Genomic DNA, 22,573 nt, shown 5'->3' on the forward strand with positions numbered 1-22,573 from the left:
AGATAAGGGTTATATTACTGCACTAAAAGAAGAATTTGCAGAAAGAAACTTGCACTTAATCACTAAGTTAAGAGCTAATATGAAGAAAAATCAAGTATTAACAGAACCACAAGCCTATTATTTAAGGCATAGAGGATTGATAGAAACTGCTTTCGATGTACTTAAAAATCAACTAAATATAGAACATTCAAGGCACAGAAGCCCTAAAAATTTTCTTATTAATTTGCTGGCAGGCTTAATTGCTTATACATTTTTGGAAAAAACACCAAACATAAAAGCATATCCACAAAAATTAGAGGACAAACAAATTGTATTTATTCAAGAAAATGTAAAATAATTCACGTTAAATTAAGCAATATGAAAATCGGTGGTAAATAATCAACTGTAAATACCAATCTAAGCAAAATGACAACACAACTAATCAGCAAAGAAGAAATTATACAAGGCATCGGTCTGAAAAAATATCATTTGGCATGGATGGCAGACTTTATTATGCAAGCATTGGGTTTGCATCAAATCAATCAATTTTATGCCGCCCTACCTTCGCAGACTGATGGACTATCATTTTTAGCGACAGCTATGAAAAATCTGAAAGTGAACTTTCCTGTGCCAGAAAACGATTGGGCAAATATTCCAAGAGAAGGTGCGTTTATTAGTGTATCTAATCACCCTTTTGGAATGTTAGACGGGATTCTATTAATCATGATTTTGGGGAAAATACGCCCTGATGCCAAAGTGATGGCAAATTTTCTTTTGCAAAGGATAGAACCTATCAAGCATTTTTTTATCTCTGTCGACCCTTTTGAAACAGCCAATCAAACCACCAGAAGTTTGGCAGGGACAAAACTTACTTTGCAACACCTTAAAGATGGACACCCTGTGGGGATTTTTCCCGCAGGTGAAGTTTCATCGTATCAAAAAAAGAAAGATTTATTAGAGAATATTCCCTTTAAAATCCAAGACCGTACTTGGCAACTTCCTGTCATGAAAATCATTAGAAAAGCCCAAGTGCCCGTATTGCCCGTGTACTTTCATGGGCAAAACAGCCCGCTTTTCCACTTTTTGGGAAGGATACATCCACTTCTACGCACTACTCGCCTCATCAATGAGTTTCTCAATAAACGCAATAAGACTATCCCTATCCGCATAGGTAGTCCTATTTCAGTAGAAAATCAAAATGAGTTTGAGAAGTTAGAAGACTTAGCTGCCTTCTTGAAAAAAGAAACTTACAGTTTATCAAAAACAATTAAAAATATGGTTGCATAAAAGTTAAAGACCAATTCTTAGCACTAATTTGTAAAATAGATTCTAATTTATGATATTTGCTTAGCGATATTTTGCTTAACCTCACTTATGCCCTTGATGGTAAAAACATATATATTTGTCTTGTTGGCAACGCTTATAACGGTAGTATCTTGTACGCCTGCCGAGGATATTTTCCCCAAAGAAATTAAAGCTAAAATTGTAGGTAAATGGACATTAGAAAGAATCTTAGTGTTACAAGAAAACCGTATGCAGAACAAATGGGACACTATTACCAACCTGCCCAATAGAAATGAAGCAGTTGTACCAGCTACCTTTTCTTTTTTCGAGGATTTTAGTTACAGGGTCATAGACCCTTCTTTAGACCTAAGTCAAGGGCGTGGTTTATTTTTAAGCAGATTTGATTTTGTAACGGGCTGGGGACCAAGTTTCCCTTACGGAGGTGTATGGGAGTTTGATGCGAACTACACCGTCATTTATATTTCCAGAGGCGTATATGAGGCATTAGGGCTTCCTGCGGAGCGTTGGCGAATCGAGGAGTTAGGCACAAATCGTCTTATTCTTTACAAAGAAACCTCTTTCCCTGCCAATCAGAGAGTTTGGTTTACCCTAAGAAAGTAATAGAAATATCCAACAAAAAATTCTTATGTTTTATGAAAGTATATGAACTCGCCATCATCATTGACGATGATATTACTAACAATATCATCTGTGAGAGTATGATGCTTAACACGCAGTTAGCTAAAAAAGTAAAAAGCTTTATATCTTTAAAAGAGGGATACGAGTTTTTGGTAAATTGTACAGAGCAAAAAGAATCCCCAGATTTGATACTATTAGATTTGCGATTTCCAGAGGAGAAATCAGGTTGGGATTTTTTGAATAAAATTGGGGACGTTATGAAAAAATTTGCTAAACTTCCAGACTTATATATACTTACCTCCTCTATTGCAGGCAGAGATATAGAGCGTGCCAAGAACGAACCTCTCGTTAAAGGTTTTATTAGTAAACCGCTCAATACAGAAAAAATAAAGACAATTTTTAGTTAAATCCAATAAGCCGCCCTACTTACTGATATGGATACACATATTCAAATCGCAGCAGAAAACTTAGTTATGGCTTATCTGAAGCATGACACCTCCCAAGAGAACACTGATTTTCACTCTTGGAGCGAAACATTCATGCACTTTTTTAACCAATATTTTGGCAATGCTTATTTTTACTTATTCTCTGTTAATTCAAAAAAAGAGCATTTGACGGTAGAATATACTAATCAGCCTCACTGTGAGTTTAAAACAATTTCTTATAAAAATGACGACATTTTATCCTATTTGTCAAAAGATACTCCCTCCTTTTTTGCGCTGCCTTCTACAAGTAATTTACTGAATACTTGTACCGCCAATCTTAATTCTTTGCGAGCAGGAATATTTTTCCCTTTGTATGAAAAAAATAGTTTAGTCGGGGTCTTGTGTATATTCTCAGATATTTTATTTGCTGATAATCAAATTAAAATCTTGTATCCACTCATTAATCACAGTTTTCTTAGAACTTATCAATTACATCAACTAAAAAAGGAAATCAGCAAACTGGAATCTATGAATAGGGCTTTGGAGGCGTCCCAAGAGGCAATGCACGAAAATGCGATTAATTTTATCAAAATTCATAAAAAACTTACAGATAGCTTAGCGTATGCCAAAAGAATACAACATGCTATTCTTCCTTCTACCCAACTTTTAGACAATATCTTTAATGAACACTTTATTATCTACCTACCCAAAGATATAGTTTCAGGAGATTTTTATTGGTGCAGTCAGGTCGATTATACCTTTTTGGCAGTAGTGGACTGCACGGGGCATGGCGTACCGGGTGCCTTTATGTCCATGATAGGGCATACTTTGCTAAACGAAATTATCAATACTAAACGACAAACCGACCCTGCTACCATTTTAAAACTCTTGCACAAAGGAATCAAAGAAGTACTCAAGCAGGAAGAATCCAACAACAAAGACGGTATGGACATCAGCCTTTGCCGCTTAGAGCGCAATGCCAATTTCCAACTTAAACTTACCTTTGCAGGTGCAAAAAGTACTCTATTTATCTATCAAAATGGCACTTTGACAAAAATAAATGGAAATCGCAAAAACATAGGAGGCATACACTATAAAGAGCAGATGGACTTTGATAACCAAGAATTTGACTTGCAAGATGGAGCTATCTTGTACCTAATGACTGACGGATTTGTAGATACTGCTAACCAAGAGCGAGCAAGAATAGGTATGGAGAAGTTTCAAAATCTTCTCAAGGAATTTGCAAATTTACCGCTTACCCTACAAAAAGAAAAACTATTACAATATTTATCAGATTATCAAGGGCAGGAGCCTCAAAGAGATGATATTACTATATTAGCAGTCAGGGTATAATAAGGTACATTGCTAATCAAGCTAAAAATCTTTCACAAAATCGTTTTGGCGACGGAGATATTTGCGAATATTAAGCCAAAAAGCTAATACCAAGTAAACAAGGATAGGCGAGCCAAAAGTAAGAAAAGAAGTATAAATGAAGTACATACGAATAACGCCACTGGAAATGCCCAGCCTTTCGCCTAATTTAGAACACACACCGAATGCTCTCTCTTCCAAGAAATTATGCAAAAACTTCATCTATAATAAAATATTGATTTTCCAAAAAGTCTAAAAGAATAAAAAATTTGCCGCAAAGACTATGTTCTGCAAATATAACAATTTATTGAGATTTATTGTTTACCTTATTATTAACTTTTTATCAATCTATTTTTAAAGGCTTTACTTTGCTTATCTAAGTGCCTTCTTATCTACATACTCGCAGATTTCTCCGATAGTAGTAAACTTATTGGCTTCATTGTCTGGAATTTCTATTTCAAATTCAGCTTCTACGTGCATTACCAATTCCATGTAGCTAATGTCTTCTATGCCTTTTTTTACTCCAATATCTACTAATTTAGTTTCAGGTTTAATACTGTCCAATTCAATATCAAGTACTTCGCTGGCAATTTTTTTTACCTCAGGAAAAGAAGCATGATGGTCATACTTGACTTTGGCACTACGTTCATTTTGAGAAATAGAAATACGCTCACTCTTATTAGGTCTATCACAACCCAACAGTAATAAAAAAATAGGCAAGAGATGATAAACAAAAGTTTTCATGGTAAAAAAACTCAACAGTGAAATGAATTAAATTCGTTAAGCTATATAACGAAAAGGAGGTAAGTTTTGGTATAAAATGTAAGATATGTATGTAAGGAAGTCTAAACAATACTAATAAGTATCATTTAGACTTTAAGTAAAGGAGGTAAATTGATACAGTCTTTTCTTTTATTAATTGCAAATATACAATTTTGTTTTGATAAAAAGCAAACATAGTCTTGATTTTAAAGATTTTATTCTTAATTTTCGTTGTTAAAAATGTACAATTTTTCTCAAACTTATATTCCCATGTGGTCGCACCTCAAAGGTTCAGACAGATTCAAAGAAGAAATAGACTGGTGGCAAAAGCAGGGCTGGATTTCCCCAGAGCAAGCTAACCTATTCATAGACAGTTACGAACTCAATCAAGCACCACCTTGGTACAAGCAATCTGGGGTATGGATTAAGGCGGTGAGTATCCTAATTGTAGTGATGGGCATTTTTTTGCTTATCTCAGCAAATTGGCAAAATTTGCCAATGCCCATGCAAGTATTAGCGGGTCTGCTTCCTTTGGGAATAGCTTATGGTTTAGCTATTTGGCATTATCAAAAAAATAATATCAATGGGGCGCATCTATCCATGATATTTGCCTCGCTTATGCTTGGCGCGAACATAGCTTTGCAAGCACAGATTTTTCACATTTCTGCGTACTTTCCTGATGGCATACTTTGGTGGATTATAGGTACTATGCCCGTGATTTTCTTTTTCCGAAGTACTTTTTTAGCCATAGTTTTCCAAGCACTTTTTTTGATGTGGCTGTTTTTCCAAAATGAGTATTTTCAGTTTTCTCTTTGGAGTCCTATCTTACTCATCGCTTTTGCTTATTTTGTCTATCGCCATCCTCACTGGTTGGATTTACTGTTTATGTTGGGCAGCTTTTATATGTTCTTAGTAAACTTAATCATTGCCGTAGAGGAGAAACGATTAGAACGCATTTATGATTTTGAATTGATGCCTTTGTTTTTTGGTGCGTATATTTTGCTTTTTCTCACTATTTTCAACTTTGTGAAGCAAGATTACTCAGGTAGATTTGCAGGTAGCCTCCAAACCGCTTTGCTCACGGTTTTGGTGTTTTTCTTCTATATTTTCACCTTCAAAGATGCCACAGAAGCCATCGTAAGAGAAATTGCTACCAAAGGCGTTCCTGCAAGTTTCTATGCCATGATTATCATTGCCGTAGTGCTATACTGGCAACAACCCAAACAAGCTAAAATGAATGTTGCCTTTGGTATTATTGCTTTAGTATTTATTCCCGCGCTGTTACTTTCGCTTGTCAAAGTGAGTGATACACAAGTTTATACTGACATTCTCTTCATGCTGATGAATGTGTTATTCTTTGCTTATTGTGTATGGAAAATTTACTACGGCATTAAGCAAAAGGAAAAAGGCGACTTTATGCGCGGAATTTTCTACTTACTTGTTTGGCTAATAGGTCGTTATATCATCTTGTTTGAGGACTATTTGACTACTTCTATTATTTTTATTTTGGCAGGCGTGGGTTTGTATTACTTGAATAATTATTGGAACAAACGCATTGCTCACTAAGGAAATATTTATGGAAAAAAAACAGCAAATCCTTCTTGCAGAAGACGATGCTAACTTTGGTATGATGCTCAAGTTTTTCTTGGAAAGCGGCGGTTTCCAAGTTACGCTTTGCGAGAACGGTAATTTAGCTGTCAATGCCTTTAAGGACAATCACTTTGATTTGTGTATTTTAGACATAATGATGCCCTATTTAGATGGCTTTACCGTAGCCGAACACATTGTCAAGAGCCAGAGAAATATACCTTTTGTTTTTCTTACTGCCAAAGCTCTCAAAGATGACCAAATCAGAGGTTACAAAATAGGAGCATCTGACTACCTCATCAAACCTTTTGACCCAGAGATTTTATTGCTCAAGGTACAAGTCTTACTCAAAAATGCAGGAAGTTTTCCTAAGGCAAATGCGGTATTCCAAATAGGTAACTTTGAGTTTGACTATGAGAAGCGACTACTTACTCTTGATAAGAAGATAACAAAACTTAGCCCGAAGGAAGCAGACTTGCTCAAACTGCTCTGTGAGAAACAAGAAGAAATACTGACTCACGAAGAGGCGTTGATAAAAATATGGAACAATGATGACTACTTTACCAAACAAAGCATGAATGTTTTTATCACTAAACTGAGAAAATACTTATCTCAAGACGCTAATTATCAAATAGAAATAGAAAATTTGCATAGTAAAGGTTTTATCCTGAAAGTGAAGCAAGTCTGAGAGAAAGTTTTTTACAAACTCAATATATAACTTTTTTATATAGACTTTCATTTTTTTTCGTTGTAGATAATCACATAATTTTGAAGGTCTATTCAAACAATTACAAGACTTTTTTAGTATATACAAAGTACATCTAAACTCATTTTTTAATATCAAATCACATGGAAATCATTTCTGGCTTCTCCAAACTCTCCAAAAGTCAAAAATTAGCATGGCTTGCCGAGCAGGTAGCTGATAACAAAGAAGAATTTATTGCTGAATTTGAAAGCTATCTACATAGAGATACGCAGGTACAAAAACTCTACGATGAGTTTAGCGAAAATACCTTGACTAATTTTTACATGCCTTACGGCTTAGTCCCTAATGTAATGATTAACGGGAAATTATATGCTGTACCAATGGTTATAGAAGAAAGTTCTGTAGTGGCAGCCGCAGCAGGTAGTGCAAAGTTTTGGTTAGAAAGAGGAGGATTCAAGGCTAAAGTCATAGATACCAAAAAAATCGGGCAAGTACATTTCTTATGGGAAGGAGATTTTAAAAAGTTAGACGTACTCTTTGACGAATTGAGGGAAGTGATGCTTGACAATACAGCACTGATTACTTCTAATATGAGAGCCAGAGGTGGTGGCATTATTGACATAGACTTAGTGAATATGACGCATATAGAGCCTCATTATTACCAAATCAAAGCGACTTTTGAAACTTGTGAGTCTATGGGTGCAAACTTTATCAACACTTGTTTGGAAGAGTTTGCGCGTAGTTTGAAAGACTGGATGGCAAATAGTGAACATTTTGTAGGCAAGGAAAAAGAACCTTTGGTTATTATGTCTATCTTGTCCAATTATACTCCTGAGTGCTTGGTTAGGGCTTGGGTAGAATGTCCTGTAGCTGAGTTAGGATACTTTGACGATATGCCTCCAGAATTGTTTGCTTACAAGTTTAGCAAAGCCTTAATGATAGCCAAAAACGACCCACATCGCGCTACCACTCACAATAAAGGTATTTTTAACGGCATAGATGCGGTTACATTGGCAACAGGCAATGATTTTAGAGCGATAGAGGCATGTGGACATACCTACGCATGTCGTAATGGCAAGTACCAGAGTCTAACAGATTGTAGTATAGAAGATGGAATGTTTAAGTTTTGGATAGAAGTCCCCATAGCAGTAGGGACAGTAGGCGGACTTACTTCTTTGCATCCTTTGGTGAAAAAATCTTTTGAAATTTTGGACAGCCCTAATGCCCAAGAACTCATGCAGATTATGGCAGTAATAGGTTTAGCACAAAACTTTGGTGCTGTGAAGTCATTAATTACCACAGGAATCCAAAAAGGACACATGAAAATGCACCTACTGAATATCCTTAAACACTTTGATGCAAGCGAAACTGAGGTGAAGTACGCTATTGAGCATTTTAAAACCAATGTAGTTTCCTTCCGCGCTGTCAGAGATGTATTAGATAGTATCAGAGTAAAAGTCAAAGAATAAGCTCTTTCCCCAAATATTCTTGCTTTCTGACGAATTTGGCACTTAAATTGACTATTGATAAAAGGCAGTAGTCAAAAGTGCCAAATACTTATCCCTTACCTCCTTATTAGTAAGTAATATAGTTGCTACTCAGCAACTTAAAATTGCTTTAATAAATTTTCTCAAAACCCTTAATTTTTATATCAAAGTAGGTTTTAGTTTTCTTAATCATTTCCTTTTATCATTAAAAATGAGTAACTGACTATGGGCAAAGATAAATACCAACCAAAAAACTATGATACATCAGAGAAAATGCGTCTTTGGGTGATAGTTGTTGCATTTCTTATTTTGACAGGCATCATTTATTGGGTATTGCAACCTCCCACTTCCTCTACTGCTATTGAAACTGTGATAGAAGAACCTATTTTAGCAGTAAATGATAAAAAAGTTACCAAAGTAGATAATGCAGAGCCAGCGCCAGTACCTTCTACAGAGGAAAAAGTAGAAACAGAGCAAAAAACAGAAGCTAAAAAAGAAAAAAAGCCTTTAGAAACGAAGAAAATAGAGAAAAAAGAAGTAACTAAACCCTCTATCAATGAGGCAGAAGCACTTGTATTGGTAGATGAAATGGCTACTCCTTTGAGCGGGTACGAATCCTATTATCGCTACATCAGAAACAATATGAAATATCCAAGCGAGGCGATTAAACAAGGCACACAAGGTAATGTAACCGTAGAGTTTATCGTAGACAAAGAGGGTAATTTGCACAATATCAGAATTAAAAAAGGAATAGGGCATGGCTGTGATGAGGAAGCAATCAGAGTAGTAAAGGCAGGAGAAAAGTGGAAGCCCGCTAAAAACAAGGGAAAAATAGTCATGCAAAAAATCACACTTCCGATTTCTTTCAGGCTAAATGATAGCGATAAAATGAAAAATTAAGAGAAATGTTCTATTAGCTCTAAATCAAATAGTTCCACCAAATACTTTAACAGCGTATTTTCTACTTCCCGAAGGCTGACCTCTCTGCCAAGTTCCTGAGCCAGAGAGGTAACTGCTTTATCAGCAATCCCACAAGGGACGATATTTTTAAAGTAATCTAAATCTGTATTGATATTCAGAGCAAATCCGTGCATAGTTACCCAACGGCTCGCCCGCACTCCAATCGCACAGATTTTTCTTGGATTTTTCTGCTCCTCAAAGTCTATCCATACCCCTGTGAGTTTTTCTATTCTCCCTGCGGTTACGCCATACTCCGCCAAAGTTAGGATTACGGCTTCTTCTATGGTTCTCAGGTACTTACCAATATCAGTAAAAAAATTGTCCAAATCAAAAATAGGATAACCCACAATCTGCCCGAAGCCGTGATAGGTAATATCTCCACCCCTATTGGTATGAAAATAGTCTATATTGCGTTCTTTTAGTACTGCTTCGCTTAAAAGTAAATTTTGCTCATCGCCACTTTTCCCCAAAGTATAGACGTGGGAATGTTCACAAAAAATCAAATAGTTAGTCGTAGGTATCTGTTCGCTTTCAAGCTTTTGTCTATTACTAACCTTCTGAGCAATGACCTTTTGAAACAAACTTTCTTGCTTTTCCCATGCTTCTTTGTAAGGAATGATTCCCCAATGCTGGAATATGGTCTGGTGATTTTTCATCTTAAAAACTCTATGACTACCTCATAAAACTCCTCAGGTTTTTCTGCATGTACCCAATGCCCTGCATCTTCTATTATTTGAATGGTACTTTGAGGAAAAATCTGTTTAATTTCTTCATAATCAATTACTTGTATATAGTTGGACTTTCCTCCTCCTACAAATAGTGTAGGTTTTTGGATAACTTGCTGATAGCGTAGTTTTTCTCCTACCTTCTCTATTTTGGCAGTAAGTACTTCCAGATTCATACGCCACGCAAAGGTGCCTTCTTCTGTACGATATAAGTTCTTCATTAGAAACTGTCGCGTGCCTATGTCCAGTCCATACTGAGTCATTACATCTTCTGCTTGATTGCGATTAGTTAGCGTAGATAAGTCAATGCTATTCAGTGCTTCTAAAATAGTTCCATGATGCACAGGGTAGGCTCTTGGAGCAATATCGACAACGATGAGTTTATCAAATGCCTCAGCATAGTCCGCCGCAAATTGCATTGCTACCTTTCCTCCCATAGAGTGTCCCAAAAGAAACAAAGGGGTGCTAATAGACTGATTTCTAATAAATTCATATAAATCTAATGCCATAATCTCATAGGAAAACTCCTCGTCCCATTCACTTCGTCCATGGTTGCGAAGGTCTAAAAGATAAATATGATAGTGCTGAGCAAACTTTTTTCCCAAAGTTATCCAATTATCCAACATTCCAAAAAGTCCATGCAAAATAATAAGTGAGCCTTGATAAGTGTTATCTTCCCCTAATTCTTTAAAATTTAGATTCATGCGATTATTTTTTTCTATCATCAAAACTTATCTCTGTCATAGGAAGTGCTTCTATGATTCTCTCCTGCTCATTTCCCGGAATCTTGGTATAGCCTAAGTCCAAACGCTGTAAATTAGAGAGCTTCCCTATAGCCTTAGGCATCGCAGTAAGGTCGTTGTAGCGAAGTTCCAATACTTCTAAATTACTTAATTCGGTAATTTCATTGGGCAGGGAAGTAAGTTTATTGCTTACCAAAGACAAGAACTTTAATTTTTTCAACTTCCCAATCTCAGCAGGAATAGTCTGAATCTGATTCGTCCAAAGAGAAAGTTCTTCTAAGTTTTGCCAATTAGCAATGCCCACTGGCAGTTCTTTAATCTGGTTATCTTGGAGGTTCAACTGTACTAATTGGTTAAGTTGAACTATAGAAACGGGCAATGCTTTTATTTCGTTACCTTGCAACTGCAAAGACTTTAATTTTTTCAAATTACCTAATTCATTAGGCAGGCTTGTTAGTTGATTATTGTAAAATAGTAGAGCCTCCAAATTAGATAGTTTACCTACTTCAGGATTGATAGCTGTAATATGGTTTTCTGATAAAGACAAGAATTTTAATTTTTGCAAGGCAGCAATTTCATTAGGCAGACTTGATAATTCATTATTTCTTAGTTCTAACTCTTCTAAAGCTGTTAGTCGGGCGATATCAGCTGAAAGGTGATTTTTCAATAAGTTATGTGATAAGTCTAATACCCTCAAATTGGGCAAACTGATGATTTCCTTTGGCAATTGGGAAAACTGATTGCGATAGAGTTTGAGTTTTTGTAAATTTTTAAGTTGGCTTATCTCGGCAGGGAGTGAAGAAAGCTGATTTTCGGATAAATCCAACGCCTGTAAGTTTTTTAAGTTCCCAATACTTGCAGGCAGAGAGCTAAGCTTCTGACCAACAAGCGATAGCTTTACTACCTTATCGGCTTGTTTGAGTGCCTGCTCCAAAGAAGAAAACTCCTGCGCCGCTTCTAATTGACTATCAGATAATAATGCCTGCGCAAATATGAATGACGGAAAAAGGGTAATCAGAAAAAGAAATACTAATTTTTTCATTTTTATTAAGGTAGTTTACTCGTTTAAGATTGATATTGTATATTTATGCAAGAAATAAAAACTATGGTATGTGCAACAAATCTGTCTTTGATAAAAAAAACTACTAAATGGTATAAAAGTACCTAATTTTTAAGAATTATAAAAATATTGCTATCTTTAATTTCTTTAAGCAAAAATAAACCCAAAATTTTGACTTTGTGCGCACACTTTTATTCTTACTATGGTCGATATGGCTATATCTCCTATGTGTACAATCTACCTTTGCACAAGGGAGTTTATTACTTCGCATAGATAGTGTAAAAATTTTACTAAAAAATGCCCAAGAAGATACAAATAAAGTCATTCTGCTGTCCGAACTTTCCTATCTGCTACGAGGAGAAAAAGTTGACTCCGCCTTAGCTATTGCTCAACAAGCCCTCCAACTTTCTAATCACCTTAGCTTCGTCAAAGGCAGAGCCTTAGCTATGCACGATTTAGCCGCCACTTATTTTTTCAAAGATGAGTACGCCAAAGCCTTAGAATGGTGCAACCAAGCCCAAGATATAGTAAAAAATGGGAAAACCTACAATGAAAAGTGGGTTTTAGGCATGGTACTCAATACCTTTGGAAGAATTTATTTGGCTAAAAATAACTTTCCAAAATCTTTAGAGTATCTATTGGAGGCTCTCAGAATCAGGGAAGAAATCAATGATAAGTTAGGTATTGCTCAAAGTCATAACTATATCGCCTCGGTGTATTTTAACCAAGGGAACAACGAGCAGGCACTTATTTATCACTTAAAAGCTCTACAAGCGCGAGAGCAAGAAAACGATAAGCAAGGAATGGGGCAGAGTTACAACAATATAGGAGCGGTCTATCGGAAACTCCAAGACTACTCCAAAGCTCTTGAATATCATTTTAAAGCTTTACAGATAGATACAGAGTTGGGGAATCAGTATGGAATAGCCTACGACCTGTCCAATATTGCAAGTGTGTATAATAGGTTAAAGGAATACGATAAAGTCTTAAGCTATCATACTCAGGCTCTTGAAATTAGAAAAAAAATAGACGATAAGCAAGGCATTATCTATAACCTGAACCGCATTGCAGAGCTTTATCAAAAGCAAAAGAACCTAAAAGAAAGTACAAAATTTGCCCAACAAGCCTTTGATTTGGCTAAAAGATACGAAACCCTACGCGAACTACAAGAATCCGCATTTATTCTTGCGAATAACTATGAAATTCAAAAAAATTTGCCCAAAGCATACGAGTATCAAAAAATAGTTATTGCACTCAAAGACAGTATTTTTAACTTAGATAAGGAAAAAGAGATTGCCAACTTGCAGGCAAACTATGAGTTAGAAAAAAAGCAAGACGAAATAGATATTCTCAATAGAGATAAAATTATCCAAGAAGAAGAACTGAAAATCAAAGAGTTGTATAATTATCTTTACATTGCAGGCTTGCTAATTTTAGGGGGAGGCGCAGGCATATTAATTAGAAATAATCAAAAAGAGCGAAAGATGAACCTTGTGCTTGCAGAGCAGAAAAGACAGATAGATGAGAGAAATGAAGAACTCAAACAAGCTAACGAGGAACTGCAATCGACTTTGGAACTTGCCGAAGACCAGAAAAAAGAAATATTAAAAAAGAATGAGGATATTACTGCGAGCATTGTCTATGCTCAAAGAATACAAAATGCTATGTTGCCTTTGCAAGAGCGTATTAGTAATTGTTTTGGCGAGGGCAACTTTTTTATTTTCTATAAGCCCAGAGATATTGTAAGTGGGGATTTCTACTGGTTTGCAGAGGTAGAAGATGAAAATTTGCCACAAAAGCAGAAAGTAATTTTTGCGGTAGCGGACTGCACTGGGCATGGAGTTCCTGGTGCGTTTATGTCCATGATTGGCAATGAGTTACTGAATGAAATAGTTATAGAGAAAGGCATTACTTCCCCTGAGCTTATTCTTAATCAATTGCACAAAGGCATACGCCAAGCCCTTAAACAAGGGCAAACCAATAGCAATGACGGCATGGATATTTCTGTATGTGTAATTGATAAAAACAATGCCAATATAGAGTATGCAGGTGCAAATAACCCTATTTATATCGTACATAATCAACAACTTACAGATATAAAAGCAGATAAAATGCCTGTAGGAGGCGAGCAGAGAGGCAGGGAAAGATTTTTTACTAAGCATAATTTCCCTCTGGTCGAAGGCACTACTATTTACCTATTTTCCGATGGTTTCCAAGACCAATTTGGGGGACCTGAAAATAAAAAATTCATGGTTAAGCATTTTAGAAATCTGCTATTCTCAATGCACAACGATAGTATGGCAAAACAAGTACAGATTTTAGAAGAAAAATTGGCATCTTGGAAAGGCGAGGAGAAACAAACTGATGATATTACAGTGGTTGGTATTAGGCTGTAAATACCTATTTTTTTATAATTTTAGATGTAACGTTTTTTAACTAATTTATAAACTATGCAATTCGTATTTGTATTTCAAACCAATTCTTATTATAAAAATTTCATATTGGCATTTCTGTTGATTTTATATCCTTTTAGCTTATCTGCACAAAATCAAGCTGTTTCAGATAGCATCTGGGGCTATCGCCAAGCAGTAGAAAATAGAATTACACTGTTAAAAAACAAAGAAAGCATTTTACCTATCAGAGAATTAGCACGGCAAGAAATCGCTGTCATAGAAAAAAATACAAGTTTTAGCCAGTTATGCCAAAGATATACCCAACTTACCGCTATTGAATTAAGCCCTAATGTAAGTTTAATAAATAAAAAAAATAATATAGCTATTTTGACCATTAGCGAAGATATACCTGTCCAATTAGTTGAATCGCTCATAGAAAAGCATCAATCAATCACCATGATAGGTGTTTTTTTTACTTCGCCTTCTTATCTTATAAATATTAAAAACTTGGACAAATTAAGTGCTATTGTTCTTAGTTATACCAATGATGTTCACTATCAAGACCTTACTTCACAAGCTGTTTTCGGGGCAGTTCCCTTCAAGGGCAAGTTAGCGGACGACCTTGCGGCATATTTCAAAAAAGGAGAAGGTATAGAAACTCTATCTTTAAAAAGACTGAAATACACTGTACCGGAGGAAGTAGGGATAAAGTCAGATTACTTGAAAAAAGTAGATTCCATAGCGACCTCAGCTATTCAAAAAAAGACAACTCCAAGTATTCAGCTTTTAGTCGCTAAAGATGGTAAAGTATTCTATCACAAGGCTTTTGGCTATCATACTTACGATAGTACCCAAGCCGCAAGCATAGAAGATATGTATGACTTAGCTTCAGTAAGCAAAATTTCTACTGCTATCCCTGCTTTGATGAAACTTACCGACGAAAGAAAATTTAGTGTGGACAAAACTTTGGGAGATTACTACCCCAAAGCCCGCAAAAGTAATAAAAAGGACATGGTTATTCGTCAAGTTCTTACGCACCAAGCAGGGCTAAGGGCTTGGATTCCCTTTTGGCAAAATGCCACTGTCCCAACAGCAAGCAATTCCAGCGGAGGAGCAAACAATACCCCTAAAATCTTAGACCCTAAAGTTTTCCAAGTCCAAAAATCCAGACGCTTCCCTTATCAAGTTGCTGAAAACTTGTTTGTTCGCAAGAAATACTATCAAAAAAGTATCGTCAAACAAATTTTAGAGTCGCCCGTAGCTGAGAAAAAAGACTATGTTTATAGCGACTTGTCCTACTATCTTTACCCTGAGGTTATTAAGAGAATCACTAAAAAAGATGTAGTAAGCTATTTAGATGAAAACTTTTATAAACCTTTGGGAGCAGTTACCCTTACTTACAATCCCTTACAAAAATTTGATAAGCGAAAGATAGTGCCTACTGAGTACGATTCGCTGTTCCGCAAGCAACTCATTCATGGCTATGTACATGATGAAGGAGCGGCAATGTTAGGAGGAATTTCTACTCACGCAGGACTTTTTGGCAATGCCAACGACTTAGCCAAACTCTTGCAAATGTACTTGCAAAATGGCTATTATGGTGGTAAACAGTATATTAGCTCAGAAACTTTAGCAGAGTTTACGCGTTGTCAATTTTGCCCTACCAACTTGCGAGGCATTGGTTTTGACCGACAAAGAGGTACGAATGCCACAAAAAGCGTTTCAGAGCAAAGCTATGGACACTCGGGCTTTACAGGAAACTTGGTTTGGATAGACCCTGCAAACAGCTTGCTGTATATCTTTTTAAGCAATCGAGTCTATCCTACAAGGAACAATACTTCTTTGTACGATTTGAATATCCGCACCAATATCCAAGAGGTATTTTATGAGGCTTTGAAGGCAAATCAATAGTCTTTGTTGAGGATAAAAAAATTTTTACGCCGCTTTCAGATAAGTTACAGTTCTCTCTTTGGTTAGTTGCTTTTCTATGTAAGTTTTGTCCAAAGTAAACTCTTTTACATTGGGCATAGACGGCAGTTCGTACATAGCATCTGTCATAATAGATTCACAGATAGCACGCAAGCCCCTTGCGCCTACTTTCAGTTCTATGGCTCTATCTACAATCGCATCTAAGGCATCTTCGGTAATGTGTAGCTTGATTTTTTCCATTTCAAAAAGTTTCTTGAACTGCTTGATAATGGCATTTTTTGGCTCGGTTAAGATGCGTTTGAGAGCCTCCCTATCCAAAGGATCTAAATGGCAAACTATGGGCAGCCTGCCAATAAGCTCAGGGATTAATCCGTAGTTTTTCAGGTCTTGTGGGGTGATGTATTGTAAGAGATTTTCTCTTTGAAACTCTATGTTTTTCCCAATACTATGTTGAGAGCTTGTAAAACCTAAGGTTCTGGTATTGAGGCGTGAGGCTACTTTTTTGTCTATTCCTTCAAAAGCACCTCCACAGATAAATAGTATGTTTTCCGTGTTTACAGCTACAAGACGCTGGTCGGGGTGCTTTCTGCCTCCTTGTGGAGGTACATGCACGATTGTACCCTCCAACAATTTAAGTAAACCTTGCTGTACTCCTTCACCGCTTACATCTCTGGTGATAGAGGGATTATCAGATTTGCGGGAAATTTTATCTATTTCATCTATGTAAACAATTCCTCTCTCGGCTAAATCTACATCGTAGTTTGCCGCTTGCAAAAGGCGGGAAATTACTGTTTCCACGTCCTCGCCTACATAGCCCGCCTCAGTGAGTACAGTAGCATCAGCAATACAAAAAGGCACTTCTAATTGTTTGGCTAATGTTCTTGCTATCAGGGTTTTTCCTGTACCTGTTTCTCCTATTAAGATAATATTAGATTTTTCTATACTTACCTCGTCTTCTTTTACCCTTTGCATAAGTCGCTTGTAGTGGTTATATACCGCTACAGCAATCACCTTCTTTGCCTTATCCTGCCCGATGATGTATTGGTCTAAATACTTTTTCATCTCTGTTGGCTTGATAAGATTGAGATGAGGCTTAGATTTCTTTTTGGGTTGTTGTTCTTGCACCCAGATTTCGTGAGCTTGCAGAATACAGCTATCACAGATATGCGCCTCCATGCCCGACACCATCAAACTAACGCTTGACTTATCTGCGCCGCAAAAAGAACAGGTAATATTACTTGACTTAAACATTGGGGTATGAATAAATAAAAATAAATAGGTTGCAAAAACATCATGCAATTTAAATAAAAGTTACCTAAAAAACGCTTACAACCTAATAAATTATTCTCAAACCTTCTATCGTGGTTGTTTTTCTAAGACCTCATCTATCAGACCGTAGCCTTTTGCCTCTTGGGCGGTAAGCCAATAGTCGCGGTCAGAATCTTCCCATACTTTCTCATAGTCTTGCCCGCTGTGCTTAGAAATAATATCGTACAATTCTTTTTTTACTTTAGTAATTTCTTTGTAAGTAATCTCAATATCAGAGGCTTGCCCTTGCGCCCCGCCGAGCGGTTGGTGAATCATGATACGGGAGTGAGGCAAGGCGGCACGCTTGCCATTTTGACCTGCACAAAGCAGTACAGCTCCCATAGAAGCAGCTAAGCCTGTGCAAATAGTAGCTACATCGGGTTTTACGTATTGCATACAATCATAGATACCAAAACCTGCATAAACCGAACCACCGGGGCTATTGATATACATAATTACATCTTGCTTAGCATCTACGGATTCTAAGAAAAGCAACTGAGCCACCACAATATTAGAAACGTAATCATCAATAGGAACGCCCAAAAATATAATTCTATCCATCATCAAGCGAGAGAAAACGTCCATAGCCACTGCATTCATACGGCGTTCTTCTATGATATTTGGGGTAAGGTTGGTAATCGTGTGTAAATTCGCAATACTTTGAAAGTGATTGGCATATTTATCATAGCTTAGGCTACTAATTCCCTGCCCTTTGGTAGCAAACTTTCTAAATTCTTCTGAGTAGTTCATAAGTATATTTTTATTATTAAAAATTAAAAAGAGAAGAATACTTTTCTTAAACTCCCTTATCTAAAATTAATCCAAAAAAATGGCTATGCAAAAAACTGCCAATTCGTCAGTAAAAACTATGACGAGTTGGCTTAGGGTTATTTTAATAAACCTATAAATTCATATACTACTGCTCCGTCTGGTGTAACGGTAATGTGTGCATGACCTCTTTCTTGCATTTTATTGAGCCATATCTCGGCTTCTTGGGTTGTAATGTGGGTTTGCAGAGCCAATTGTGCAACAGAAAGTCTGCCTCCGTTTAGTGCAGCAGCCTGCAAAACTTTATTCTCTAAGTCATGGTACTTACGCCTATTACTACTTTGCCTCGCACTATATACCAGCCAAAAGCCTCCTCCCGCCATGAGCGAAGTTAAGATAAATAGAACAATCGTTGTCTGCAAATCATCTTTGTTGTGATTTAGTAAAGTGCCAGCTACTGCAAACAACCCAAATATACCTATCCCAAGTCCAATAAATGTTTTGATAATCTCAGTGATGTTCATAGATGTGTTATTTTCTAATCAAATATCAAAATAAAACTTTAAATTTGAAAGTTATGAGCAAAATATAGTCGTTTTTCCTATCTTTGCCACCCAAAAATAATTACTAATTACGAATGACTAATCATCAATCATTCCCGCAATTAGTAATTAGTAATTAAAAATTAGTAATTAATTAAACCCATGACTTCCAACGAAATACGCCAACAGTTTTTAGACTATTTTACAAAGAAAAGAGGACATACTTACGTTCACTCTGCCCCTTTGGTCTTAAAAAATGACCCTACCCTCATGTTCACCAATGCGGGCATGAATCAATTTAAGGACTATTTTTTAGGTAATAAAGTAGCTGATTTCAAGCGAGTTGCCAATTCCCAAAAATGTTTGCGTGTTACGGGGAAGCACAACGACCTCGAGGACGTAGGGCATGATACTTATCACCATACCATGTTTGAGATGCTGGGCAACTGGTCTTTTGGCGATTATTTCAAAAAAGAAGCGATTGCATGGTCTTGGGAACTTTTGACGGAGGTTTACAAACTGCCCAAAGATAGGCTTTACGCTACCGTTTTTGGAGGTGATGAAAAAGAAGGGCTTGAGCCAGACAATGAGGCAAGAGAAATTTGGCTGCAATATCTTCCTGAAAGCCAAATACTTTATGGTTCTAAAAAAGATAATTTCTGGGAAATGGGAGACCAAGGTCCTTGCGGTCCCTGCTCTGAAATTCACATAGACATTCGCGATGCAGAAGAGGTCGCCAAGGTTTCTGGACGAGAGTTGGTAAATAATGATAATCCCTTAGTCATAGAAATCTGGAACAACGTATTTATCCAGTTTAATAGAAAAGCAGACGGAAGTTTAGAGCAACTTCCTGATAAGCATGTAGATACAGGTATGGGGTTTGAACGCTTGTGCATGGTAGTACAAGGCAAAAAGTCTAACTACGACACTGACGTTTTCCAACCTACTATTCAGTTTATAGCAAGTGAAGCAAGCAAAATAAGTGGAAAAACCATAAAATATGGACAAGACCACAAGCAAGACATCGCCATGAGAGTCATTGCCGACCACATCAGGGCAATTTCCTTTGCTATCGCAGACGGTCAGTTACCCTCAAATAACAAAGCGGGCTACGTAATCCGCCGTATTTTAAGACGTGCAGTGCGTTACGGCTACACTTTCTTAGGTTTCAGACAACCATTTTTGCACTCTTTGGTAAAACTTTTGGCTGTTCAGTTTGAAAATATTTTTCCTGAAATCAAAGCACAGCAAACTTTTATTGAAAACGTGATTAGAGAGGAAGAGAATGCCTTTTTGAAAACCTTAGAAAACGGTCTGAAAATGTTAGAAAGCATTTTCCCAACGGTTAAACAATCCAATAACCTAACAATAGAAGGAAAAATAGTTTTTGAACTTTACGATACTTTTGGTTTCCCAATGGATTTGACTGCTTTGATAGCTCGCGAAAATGGCTTGAAAATAGACGAAGAAGGCTTCAAAGTAGCTATGCAAGAGCAAAAAGACCGCTCTCGTCAAGCCTCTGCCAGCGAAAAATCGGATTGGATTACTTTGAACGAAGGCGATGAGGTAGAGTTTGTTGGCTACGAATTTTTAGAGTCAGAAACCAAAATCTTGCGTTATAGAAAACTCACTGATAAAAAGAAAACTTCTTACCAACTTGTGTTGGAAAGAACCCCTTTTTATGCAGAAAGTGGTGGACAAGTGGGAGATACAGGCTTTTTAGAAGTACCTATTGCGAATGACAAATTAGTAAAAATCCATATTACAGATACTAAAAAAGAAAATGATTTAATCGTTCACTTTACTGAAGATAACTTTGAGGAAATCCTTAAACACCTAACAACAAACCATAGGCAATCAACAACTATCAAAGCAGTTGTGAACAAAACGAAACGTTCTTTGACTGAAAATAATCACTCTGCAACGCACCTGATGCACGCCGCCTTGCGAAAAGTTTTAGGTACTCACGTAGCCCAAAAAGGTTCTTTGGTCAATGATGAAATCTTGCGTTTTGATTTTTCGCACTTTGCTAAACTATCAGAGCAAGAAATAGCAGAAGTAGAAAATATTGTAAATCAAAAAATTAGAGAAAATATTGCCTTAGAAGAAAGACGCAACGTACCCATAGAAGAGGCAAAAGCTATGGGGGCAATGGCACTCTTTGGCGAAAAATATGGCGACTTTGTAAGGGTAATTGTTTTTGATAAAAACTATTCTGTCGAGCTTTGTGGAGGCACACACGTTCCTTCTACAGGCAAAATTGGCACTTTCAAAATTATTTCTGAAAGTTCCTCCTCCGCAGGAGTAAGGCGTATAGAAGCGATTACCGCAGAAAAAGCAGAGCGGTACATCAATGAGCAATTAGCAATGATGAATCAAATCAGTGAATTGCTCAAAAATCCCAAAGACTTGGTAAAGGCAGTAGAAAATTTGATTGAAGAAAAAAGTGCTTTGCAAAAGGAAATAGAAAAATACCAAGCCAAAGAAATTCAAGCAGTTAAAAACGATTTGCTTAAAAATATCCAACAAAAAGGAGAAATTTCTTTCCTTGCTCAAGAGGTAAATGTACCTAACGCTGAGAGTTTACGCCAAATTTCCTTTGAGTTAAGAAGTCAAATTCCTAATTTATTTTTAGTGCTTGCGGCGAATATTGATGGCAAGCCACAAATTTCTGTGATGATTGCTGATAACTTAGTAAAAGACAAAGGTTTAGACGCTTCCAAAATCGTCAGAGAACTTGCCAAAGAAATTCAAGGTGGCGGCGGTGGTCAGCCCTTCTTTGCAACTGCAGGAGGAAAAGATGTAAGTGGCTTGAGAAAAGTGGTGGAGAAAGCGACAAGTTTGGGGTAAAAATGCCGTACTTGGAAACCTTTTGTTCAGATAATTTATCTGTGCTCTTAGGAACTTTGCGAGGATGGTTGATTCTTAAAAAGACATGGATTAAATAACTTACTTGCCATGTTATGGAATAATATGTCCTTTTTTGATAATAGTTTGTCCTTGGTAAAATCTTAAAATTTTTCCCAGCACTTGCCAAAATTCTTTCCTTTTTATATCTGTAGGAATGAAGTACAAATCTTTGAGAAGGTAAGAAAGACGTTTTAAAATCCCTTCTGGTAGGTTATGCTCGGCTTGGTAAAGGCAATAGTAGCGTAAATAATAACGCATTTCGTCTTTACTAAGGTTAATGAAGCCTATTTTTTTGCGTCTTTGGTAGGCATCGTACATTGCCATAATGTGGAACATGCGTGCTTTTTCGCTATTGCCTTCTTGGGAGATACCTGCGGAATGTCTGCGGTAGTAGTAGAGAGGTTTATCCACAAAGACTACTTGCCCGACTTCTTCTAATTTGAGGAAAAGGTCTTGGTCGACGGCTCGCTTGAGTTTAGGATTAAAACCTGATGTTTTTAAATAAGCCTGCTTTTTAAAAGTAGCAAAATTGGTGGCATAAATCTGATGAATCTGGCTTTTGCCTTCGGGAATAGCTTGCCCAAAGAATCCTTTTTCATCTATCACCTGCAATTCACTATCACATTCAAAATGAGTACTGTAAATAAAACTTGCTTGGGGGTACGCCAAATGGGCATTGACCATTTCCGCTATTGCATTGGGCGGAAGGGCATCATCAGCCCCTAATAGCCCTATGAGTTCGCCTGTGGCATTTTCCGTAGCGGTACGAAAGGCAGCACCTGCACCTTGGTTTTGCTTGTGGCTAACCAGTCTAATTCTCTCATCGTTTAAAAATGAAGCAATGATTTCTAAGGAATTATCTGTAGAGCAGTCGTCAGCAATGATTAGTTCCCAATTTGCATAGGTCTGTTTTTGCACGCTTTCAATGAGTGCAGGCAGGTATTTTCCGTTGTTATAGTTGGCTACTACGACCGAAAATTTCATTTGCTCATTTG

Annotated in this window: 21 protein-coding genes; 12 read left to right on the plus strand and 9 right to left on the minus strand. The window is 36.9% G+C overall.

Going from position 1 to position 22,573, the window contains the following annotated elements; translation table 11 throughout:
- The 5 genes from BM141_RS17450 to BM141_RS17470 all read left to right on the plus strand — a co-directional run.
- Positions 1–337: transposase (locus BM141_RS17450; protein WP_143090840.1), on the plus strand; the 337-nt coding region annotated here is incomplete at its 5' end.
- Positions 338–405: 68 nt separating this feature from the next.
- The gene (locus BM141_RS17455) at positions 406–1,266 is read left to right on the plus strand and encodes a lysophospholipid acyltransferase family protein (RefSeq protein WP_091548757.1); all 861 of its coding nucleotides are present in this window, start codon (positions 406–408) and stop codon (positions 1,264–1,266) included.
- Positions 1,267–1,362: 96 nt separating this feature from the next.
- Positions 1,363–1,884: a hypothetical protein gene (locus BM141_RS17460; protein ID WP_143090975.1), complete on the plus strand. Its 522-nt coding sequence runs from the start codon at positions 1,363–1,365 to the stop codon at positions 1,882–1,884.
- Positions 1,885–1,916: 32 nt separating this feature from the next.
- The gene (locus tag BM141_RS17465) at positions 1,917–2,309 is read left to right on the plus strand and encodes a response regulator (protein ID WP_143090976.1); all 393 of its coding nucleotides are present in this window, start codon (positions 1,917–1,919) and stop codon (positions 2,307–2,309) included.
- Positions 2,310–2,336: 27 nt separating this feature from the next.
- The gene (locus BM141_RS17470; RefSeq protein ID WP_091548760.1) at positions 2,337–3,680 is read left to right on the plus strand and encodes a SpoIIE family protein phosphatase; all 1,344 of its coding nucleotides are present in this window, start codon (positions 2,337–2,339) and stop codon (positions 3,678–3,680) included.
- A 21-nt stretch (positions 3,681–3,701) separates the two neighbouring features.
- Here the strand turns inward: BM141_RS17470 and BM141_RS17475 are convergent, their stop codons facing one another.
- Positions 3,702–3,920: a PspC domain-containing protein gene (locus tag BM141_RS17475; protein WP_091548761.1), complete on the minus strand. Its 219-nt coding sequence runs from the start codon at positions 3,918–3,920 to the stop codon at positions 3,702–3,704.
- Positions 3,921–4,070: 150 nt separating this feature from the next.
- A complete protein-coding gene (locus tag BM141_RS17480; protein ID WP_091548762.1) occupies positions 4,071–4,442 on the minus strand; it encodes an acyl carrier protein in 372 nt (123 codons plus the stop codon).
- Positions 4,443–4,700: 258 nt separating this feature from the next.
- Between BM141_RS17480 and BM141_RS17485 the strand changes: the two genes are divergently transcribed.
- The 4 genes from BM141_RS17485 to BM141_RS17500 all read left to right on the plus strand — a co-directional run bounded on the left by BM141_RS17485 (position 4,701) and on the right by BM141_RS17500 (position 9,140).
- Positions 4,701–6,026 (plus strand): DUF2157 domain-containing protein, encoded by a 1,326-nt coding sequence (locus BM141_RS17485; RefSeq protein WP_091548763.1) that lies wholly within the window; start codon positions 4,701–4,703, stop codon positions 6,024–6,026.
- Positions 6,027–6,036: 10 nt separating this feature from the next.
- Positions 6,037–6,735, plus strand: a complete 699-nt coding sequence (locus tag BM141_RS17490) for a response regulator transcription factor (protein WP_091548802.1) — start codon at positions 6,037–6,039, stop codon at positions 6,733–6,735.
- Positions 6,736–6,896: 161 nt separating this feature from the next.
- Positions 6,897–8,222, plus strand: a complete 1,326-nt coding sequence (locus BM141_RS17495) for a hydroxymethylglutaryl-CoA reductase (RefSeq protein ID WP_091548764.1) — start codon at positions 6,897–6,899, stop codon at positions 8,220–8,222.
- Positions 8,223–8,465: 243 nt separating this feature from the next.
- Positions 8,466–9,140 carry an energy transducer TonB gene (locus BM141_RS17500; RefSeq protein ID WP_091548765.1) on the plus strand — a complete coding sequence of 225 codons (675 nt, stop codon included), beginning with the start codon at positions 8,466–8,468 and terminating at the stop codon, positions 9,138–9,140.
- Here BM141_RS17500 and lipB read toward each other — a convergent pair.
- The 3 genes from lipB to BM141_RS17515 are packed head-to-tail and all read right to left on the minus strand — an operon-like array spanning position 9,137 to position 11,710.
- The gene (gene lipB, locus BM141_RS17505) at positions 9,137–9,856 is read right to left on the minus strand and encodes a lipoyl(octanoyl) transferase LipB (protein WP_091548766.1); all 720 of its coding nucleotides are present in this window, start codon (positions 9,854–9,856) and stop codon (positions 9,137–9,139) included. The genes BM141_RS17500 and lipB overlap by 4 nt on opposite strands.
- A complete protein-coding gene (locus BM141_RS17510; RefSeq protein ID WP_091548803.1) occupies positions 9,853–10,629 on the minus strand; it encodes an alpha/beta fold hydrolase in 777 nt (258 codons plus the stop codon). The genes lipB and BM141_RS17510 overlap by 4 nt, the downstream gene beginning before the upstream one ends.
- A gap of 4 nt (positions 10,630–10,633) precedes the next feature.
- Entirely contained in the window at positions 10,634–11,710 is a 1,077-nt protein-coding gene (locus BM141_RS17515; protein ID WP_091548767.1) for a leucine-rich repeat domain-containing protein, read from the minus strand.
- 197 nt (positions 11,711–11,907) lie between these two features.
- Between BM141_RS17515 and BM141_RS17520 the strand changes: the two genes are divergently transcribed.
- Both BM141_RS17520 and BM141_RS17525 read left to right on the plus strand, forming a co-directional pair.
- Positions 11,908–14,124, plus strand: a complete 2,217-nt coding sequence (locus BM141_RS17520; RefSeq protein WP_091548768.1) for a tetratricopeptide repeat protein — start codon at positions 11,908–11,910, stop codon at positions 14,122–14,124.
- 54 nt (positions 14,125–14,178) lie between these two features.
- Entirely contained in the window at positions 14,179–16,032 is a 1,854-nt protein-coding gene (locus tag BM141_RS17525) for a serine hydrolase domain-containing protein (protein ID WP_091548769.1), read from the plus strand.
- A 24-nt stretch (positions 16,033–16,056) separates the two neighbouring features.
- On the opposite strand, the gene clpX is transcribed toward BM141_RS17525, so the two are convergent.
- The 3 genes from clpX to BM141_RS17540 all read right to left on the minus strand — a co-directional run bounded on the left by clpX (position 16,057) and on the right by BM141_RS17540 (position 18,650).
- A complete protein-coding gene (gene clpX, locus BM141_RS17530; protein ID WP_091548770.1) occupies positions 16,057–17,301 on the minus strand; it encodes an ATP-dependent Clp protease ATP-binding subunit ClpX in 1,245 nt (414 codons plus the stop codon).
- 105 nt (positions 17,302–17,406) lie between these two features.
- Positions 17,407–18,108, minus strand: a complete 702-nt coding sequence (locus BM141_RS17535) for a ClpP family protease (protein WP_091548771.1) — start codon at positions 18,106–18,108, stop codon at positions 17,407–17,409.
- A gap of 137 nt (positions 18,109–18,245) precedes the next feature.
- Positions 18,246–18,650, minus strand: coding sequence for a hypothetical protein (locus BM141_RS17540; RefSeq protein ID WP_091548772.1), 405 nt, complete (start codon positions 18,648–18,650; stop codon positions 18,246–18,248).
- A 180-nt stretch (positions 18,651–18,830) separates the two neighbouring features.
- Here BM141_RS17540 and alaS point away from each other — a divergent pair, with 180 nt between their 5' ends.
- On the plus strand, positions 18,831–21,518 hold the full coding sequence (alaS, locus tag BM141_RS17545) for an alanine--tRNA ligase (RefSeq protein WP_091548773.1): 2,688 nt from the start codon (positions 18,831–18,833) through the stop codon (positions 21,516–21,518).
- Between the two features lie 111 nt (positions 21,519–21,629).
- Here the strand turns inward: alaS and BM141_RS17550 are convergent, their stop codons facing one another.
- Positions 21,630–22,562, minus strand: coding sequence for a glycosyltransferase (locus BM141_RS17550; RefSeq protein WP_091548774.1), 933 nt, complete (start codon positions 22,560–22,562; stop codon positions 21,630–21,632).
- Between the last annotated feature and the right edge of the window lie 11 nt (positions 22,563–22,573).

Source organism: Thermoflexibacter ruber, from assembly GCF_900113045.1.
GTDB classification, from domain to species: Bacteria; Bacteroidota; Bacteroidia; order Cytophagales; family Thermoflexibacteraceae; genus Thermoflexibacter; species Thermoflexibacter ruber.

What these genes read in the sequence shown, in the direction of transcription:
- BM141_RS17455 (WP_091548757.1), top strand. Translation starts at nt 406, where the DNA reads ATGACAACACAACTAATCAGCAAAGAAGAAATTATACAAGGCATCGGT.
- BM141_RS17460 (WP_143090975.1), top strand. Translation starts at nt 1,363, where the DNA reads ATGGTAAAAACATATATATTTGTCTTGTTGGCAACGCTTATAACGGTA.
- BM141_RS17465 (WP_143090976.1), top strand. Translation starts at nt 1,917, where the DNA reads ATGAAAGTATATGAACTCGCCATCATCATTGACGATGATATTACTAAC.
- BM141_RS17470 (WP_091548760.1), top strand. Translation starts at nt 2,337, where the DNA reads ATGGATACACATATTCAAATCGCAGCAGAAAACTTAGTTATGGCTTAT.
- BM141_RS17475 (WP_091548761.1), bottom strand. Translation starts at nt 3,920, where the DNA reads ATGAAGTTTTTGCATAATTTCTTGGAAGAGAGAGCATTCGGTGTGTGT.
- BM141_RS17480 (WP_091548762.1), bottom strand. Translation starts at nt 4,442, where the DNA reads ATGAAAACTTTTGTTTATCATCTCTTGCCTATTTTTTTATTACTGTTG.
- BM141_RS17485 (WP_091548763.1), top strand. Translation starts at nt 4,701, where the DNA reads ATGTACAATTTTTCTCAAACTTATATTCCCATGTGGTCGCACCTCAAA.
- BM141_RS17490 (WP_091548802.1), top strand. Translation starts at nt 6,037, where the DNA reads ATGGAAAAAAAACAGCAAATCCTTCTTGCAGAAGACGATGCTAACTTT.
- BM141_RS17495 (WP_091548764.1), top strand. Translation starts at nt 6,897, where the DNA reads ATGGAAATCATTTCTGGCTTCTCCAAACTCTCCAAAAGTCAAAAATTA.
- BM141_RS17500 (WP_091548765.1), top strand. Translation starts at nt 8,466, where the DNA reads ATGGGCAAAGATAAATACCAACCAAAAAACTATGATACATCAGAGAAA.
- lipB (WP_091548766.1), bottom strand. Translation starts at nt 9,856, where the DNA reads ATGAAAAATCACCAGACCATATTCCAGCATTGGGGAATCATTCCTTAC.
- BM141_RS17510 (WP_091548803.1), bottom strand. Translation starts at nt 10,629, where the DNA reads ATGAATCTAAATTTTAAAGAATTAGGGGAAGATAACACTTATCAAGGC.
- BM141_RS17515 (WP_091548767.1), bottom strand. Translation starts at nt 11,710, where the DNA reads ATGAAAAAATTAGTATTTCTTTTTCTGATTACCCTTTTTCCGTCATTC.
- BM141_RS17525 (WP_091548769.1), top strand. Translation starts at nt 14,179, where the DNA reads ATGCAATTCGTATTTGTATTTCAAACCAATTCTTATTATAAAAATTTC.
- clpX (WP_091548770.1), bottom strand. Translation starts at nt 17,301, where the DNA reads ATGTTTAAGTCAAGTAATATTACCTGTTCTTTTTGCGGCGCAGATAAG.
- BM141_RS17535 (WP_091548771.1), bottom strand. Translation starts at nt 18,108, where the DNA reads ATGAACTACTCAGAAGAATTTAGAAAGTTTGCTACCAAAGGGCAGGGA.
- BM141_RS17540 (WP_091548772.1), bottom strand. Translation starts at nt 18,650, where the DNA reads ATGAACATCACTGAGATTATCAAAACATTTATTGGACTTGGGATAGGT.
- alaS (WP_091548773.1), top strand. Translation starts at nt 18,831, where the DNA reads ATGACTTCCAACGAAATACGCCAACAGTTTTTAGACTATTTTACAAAG.
- BM141_RS17550 (WP_091548774.1), bottom strand. Translation starts at nt 22,562, where the DNA reads ATGAAATTTTCGGTCGTAGTAGCCAACTATAACAACGGAAAATACCTG.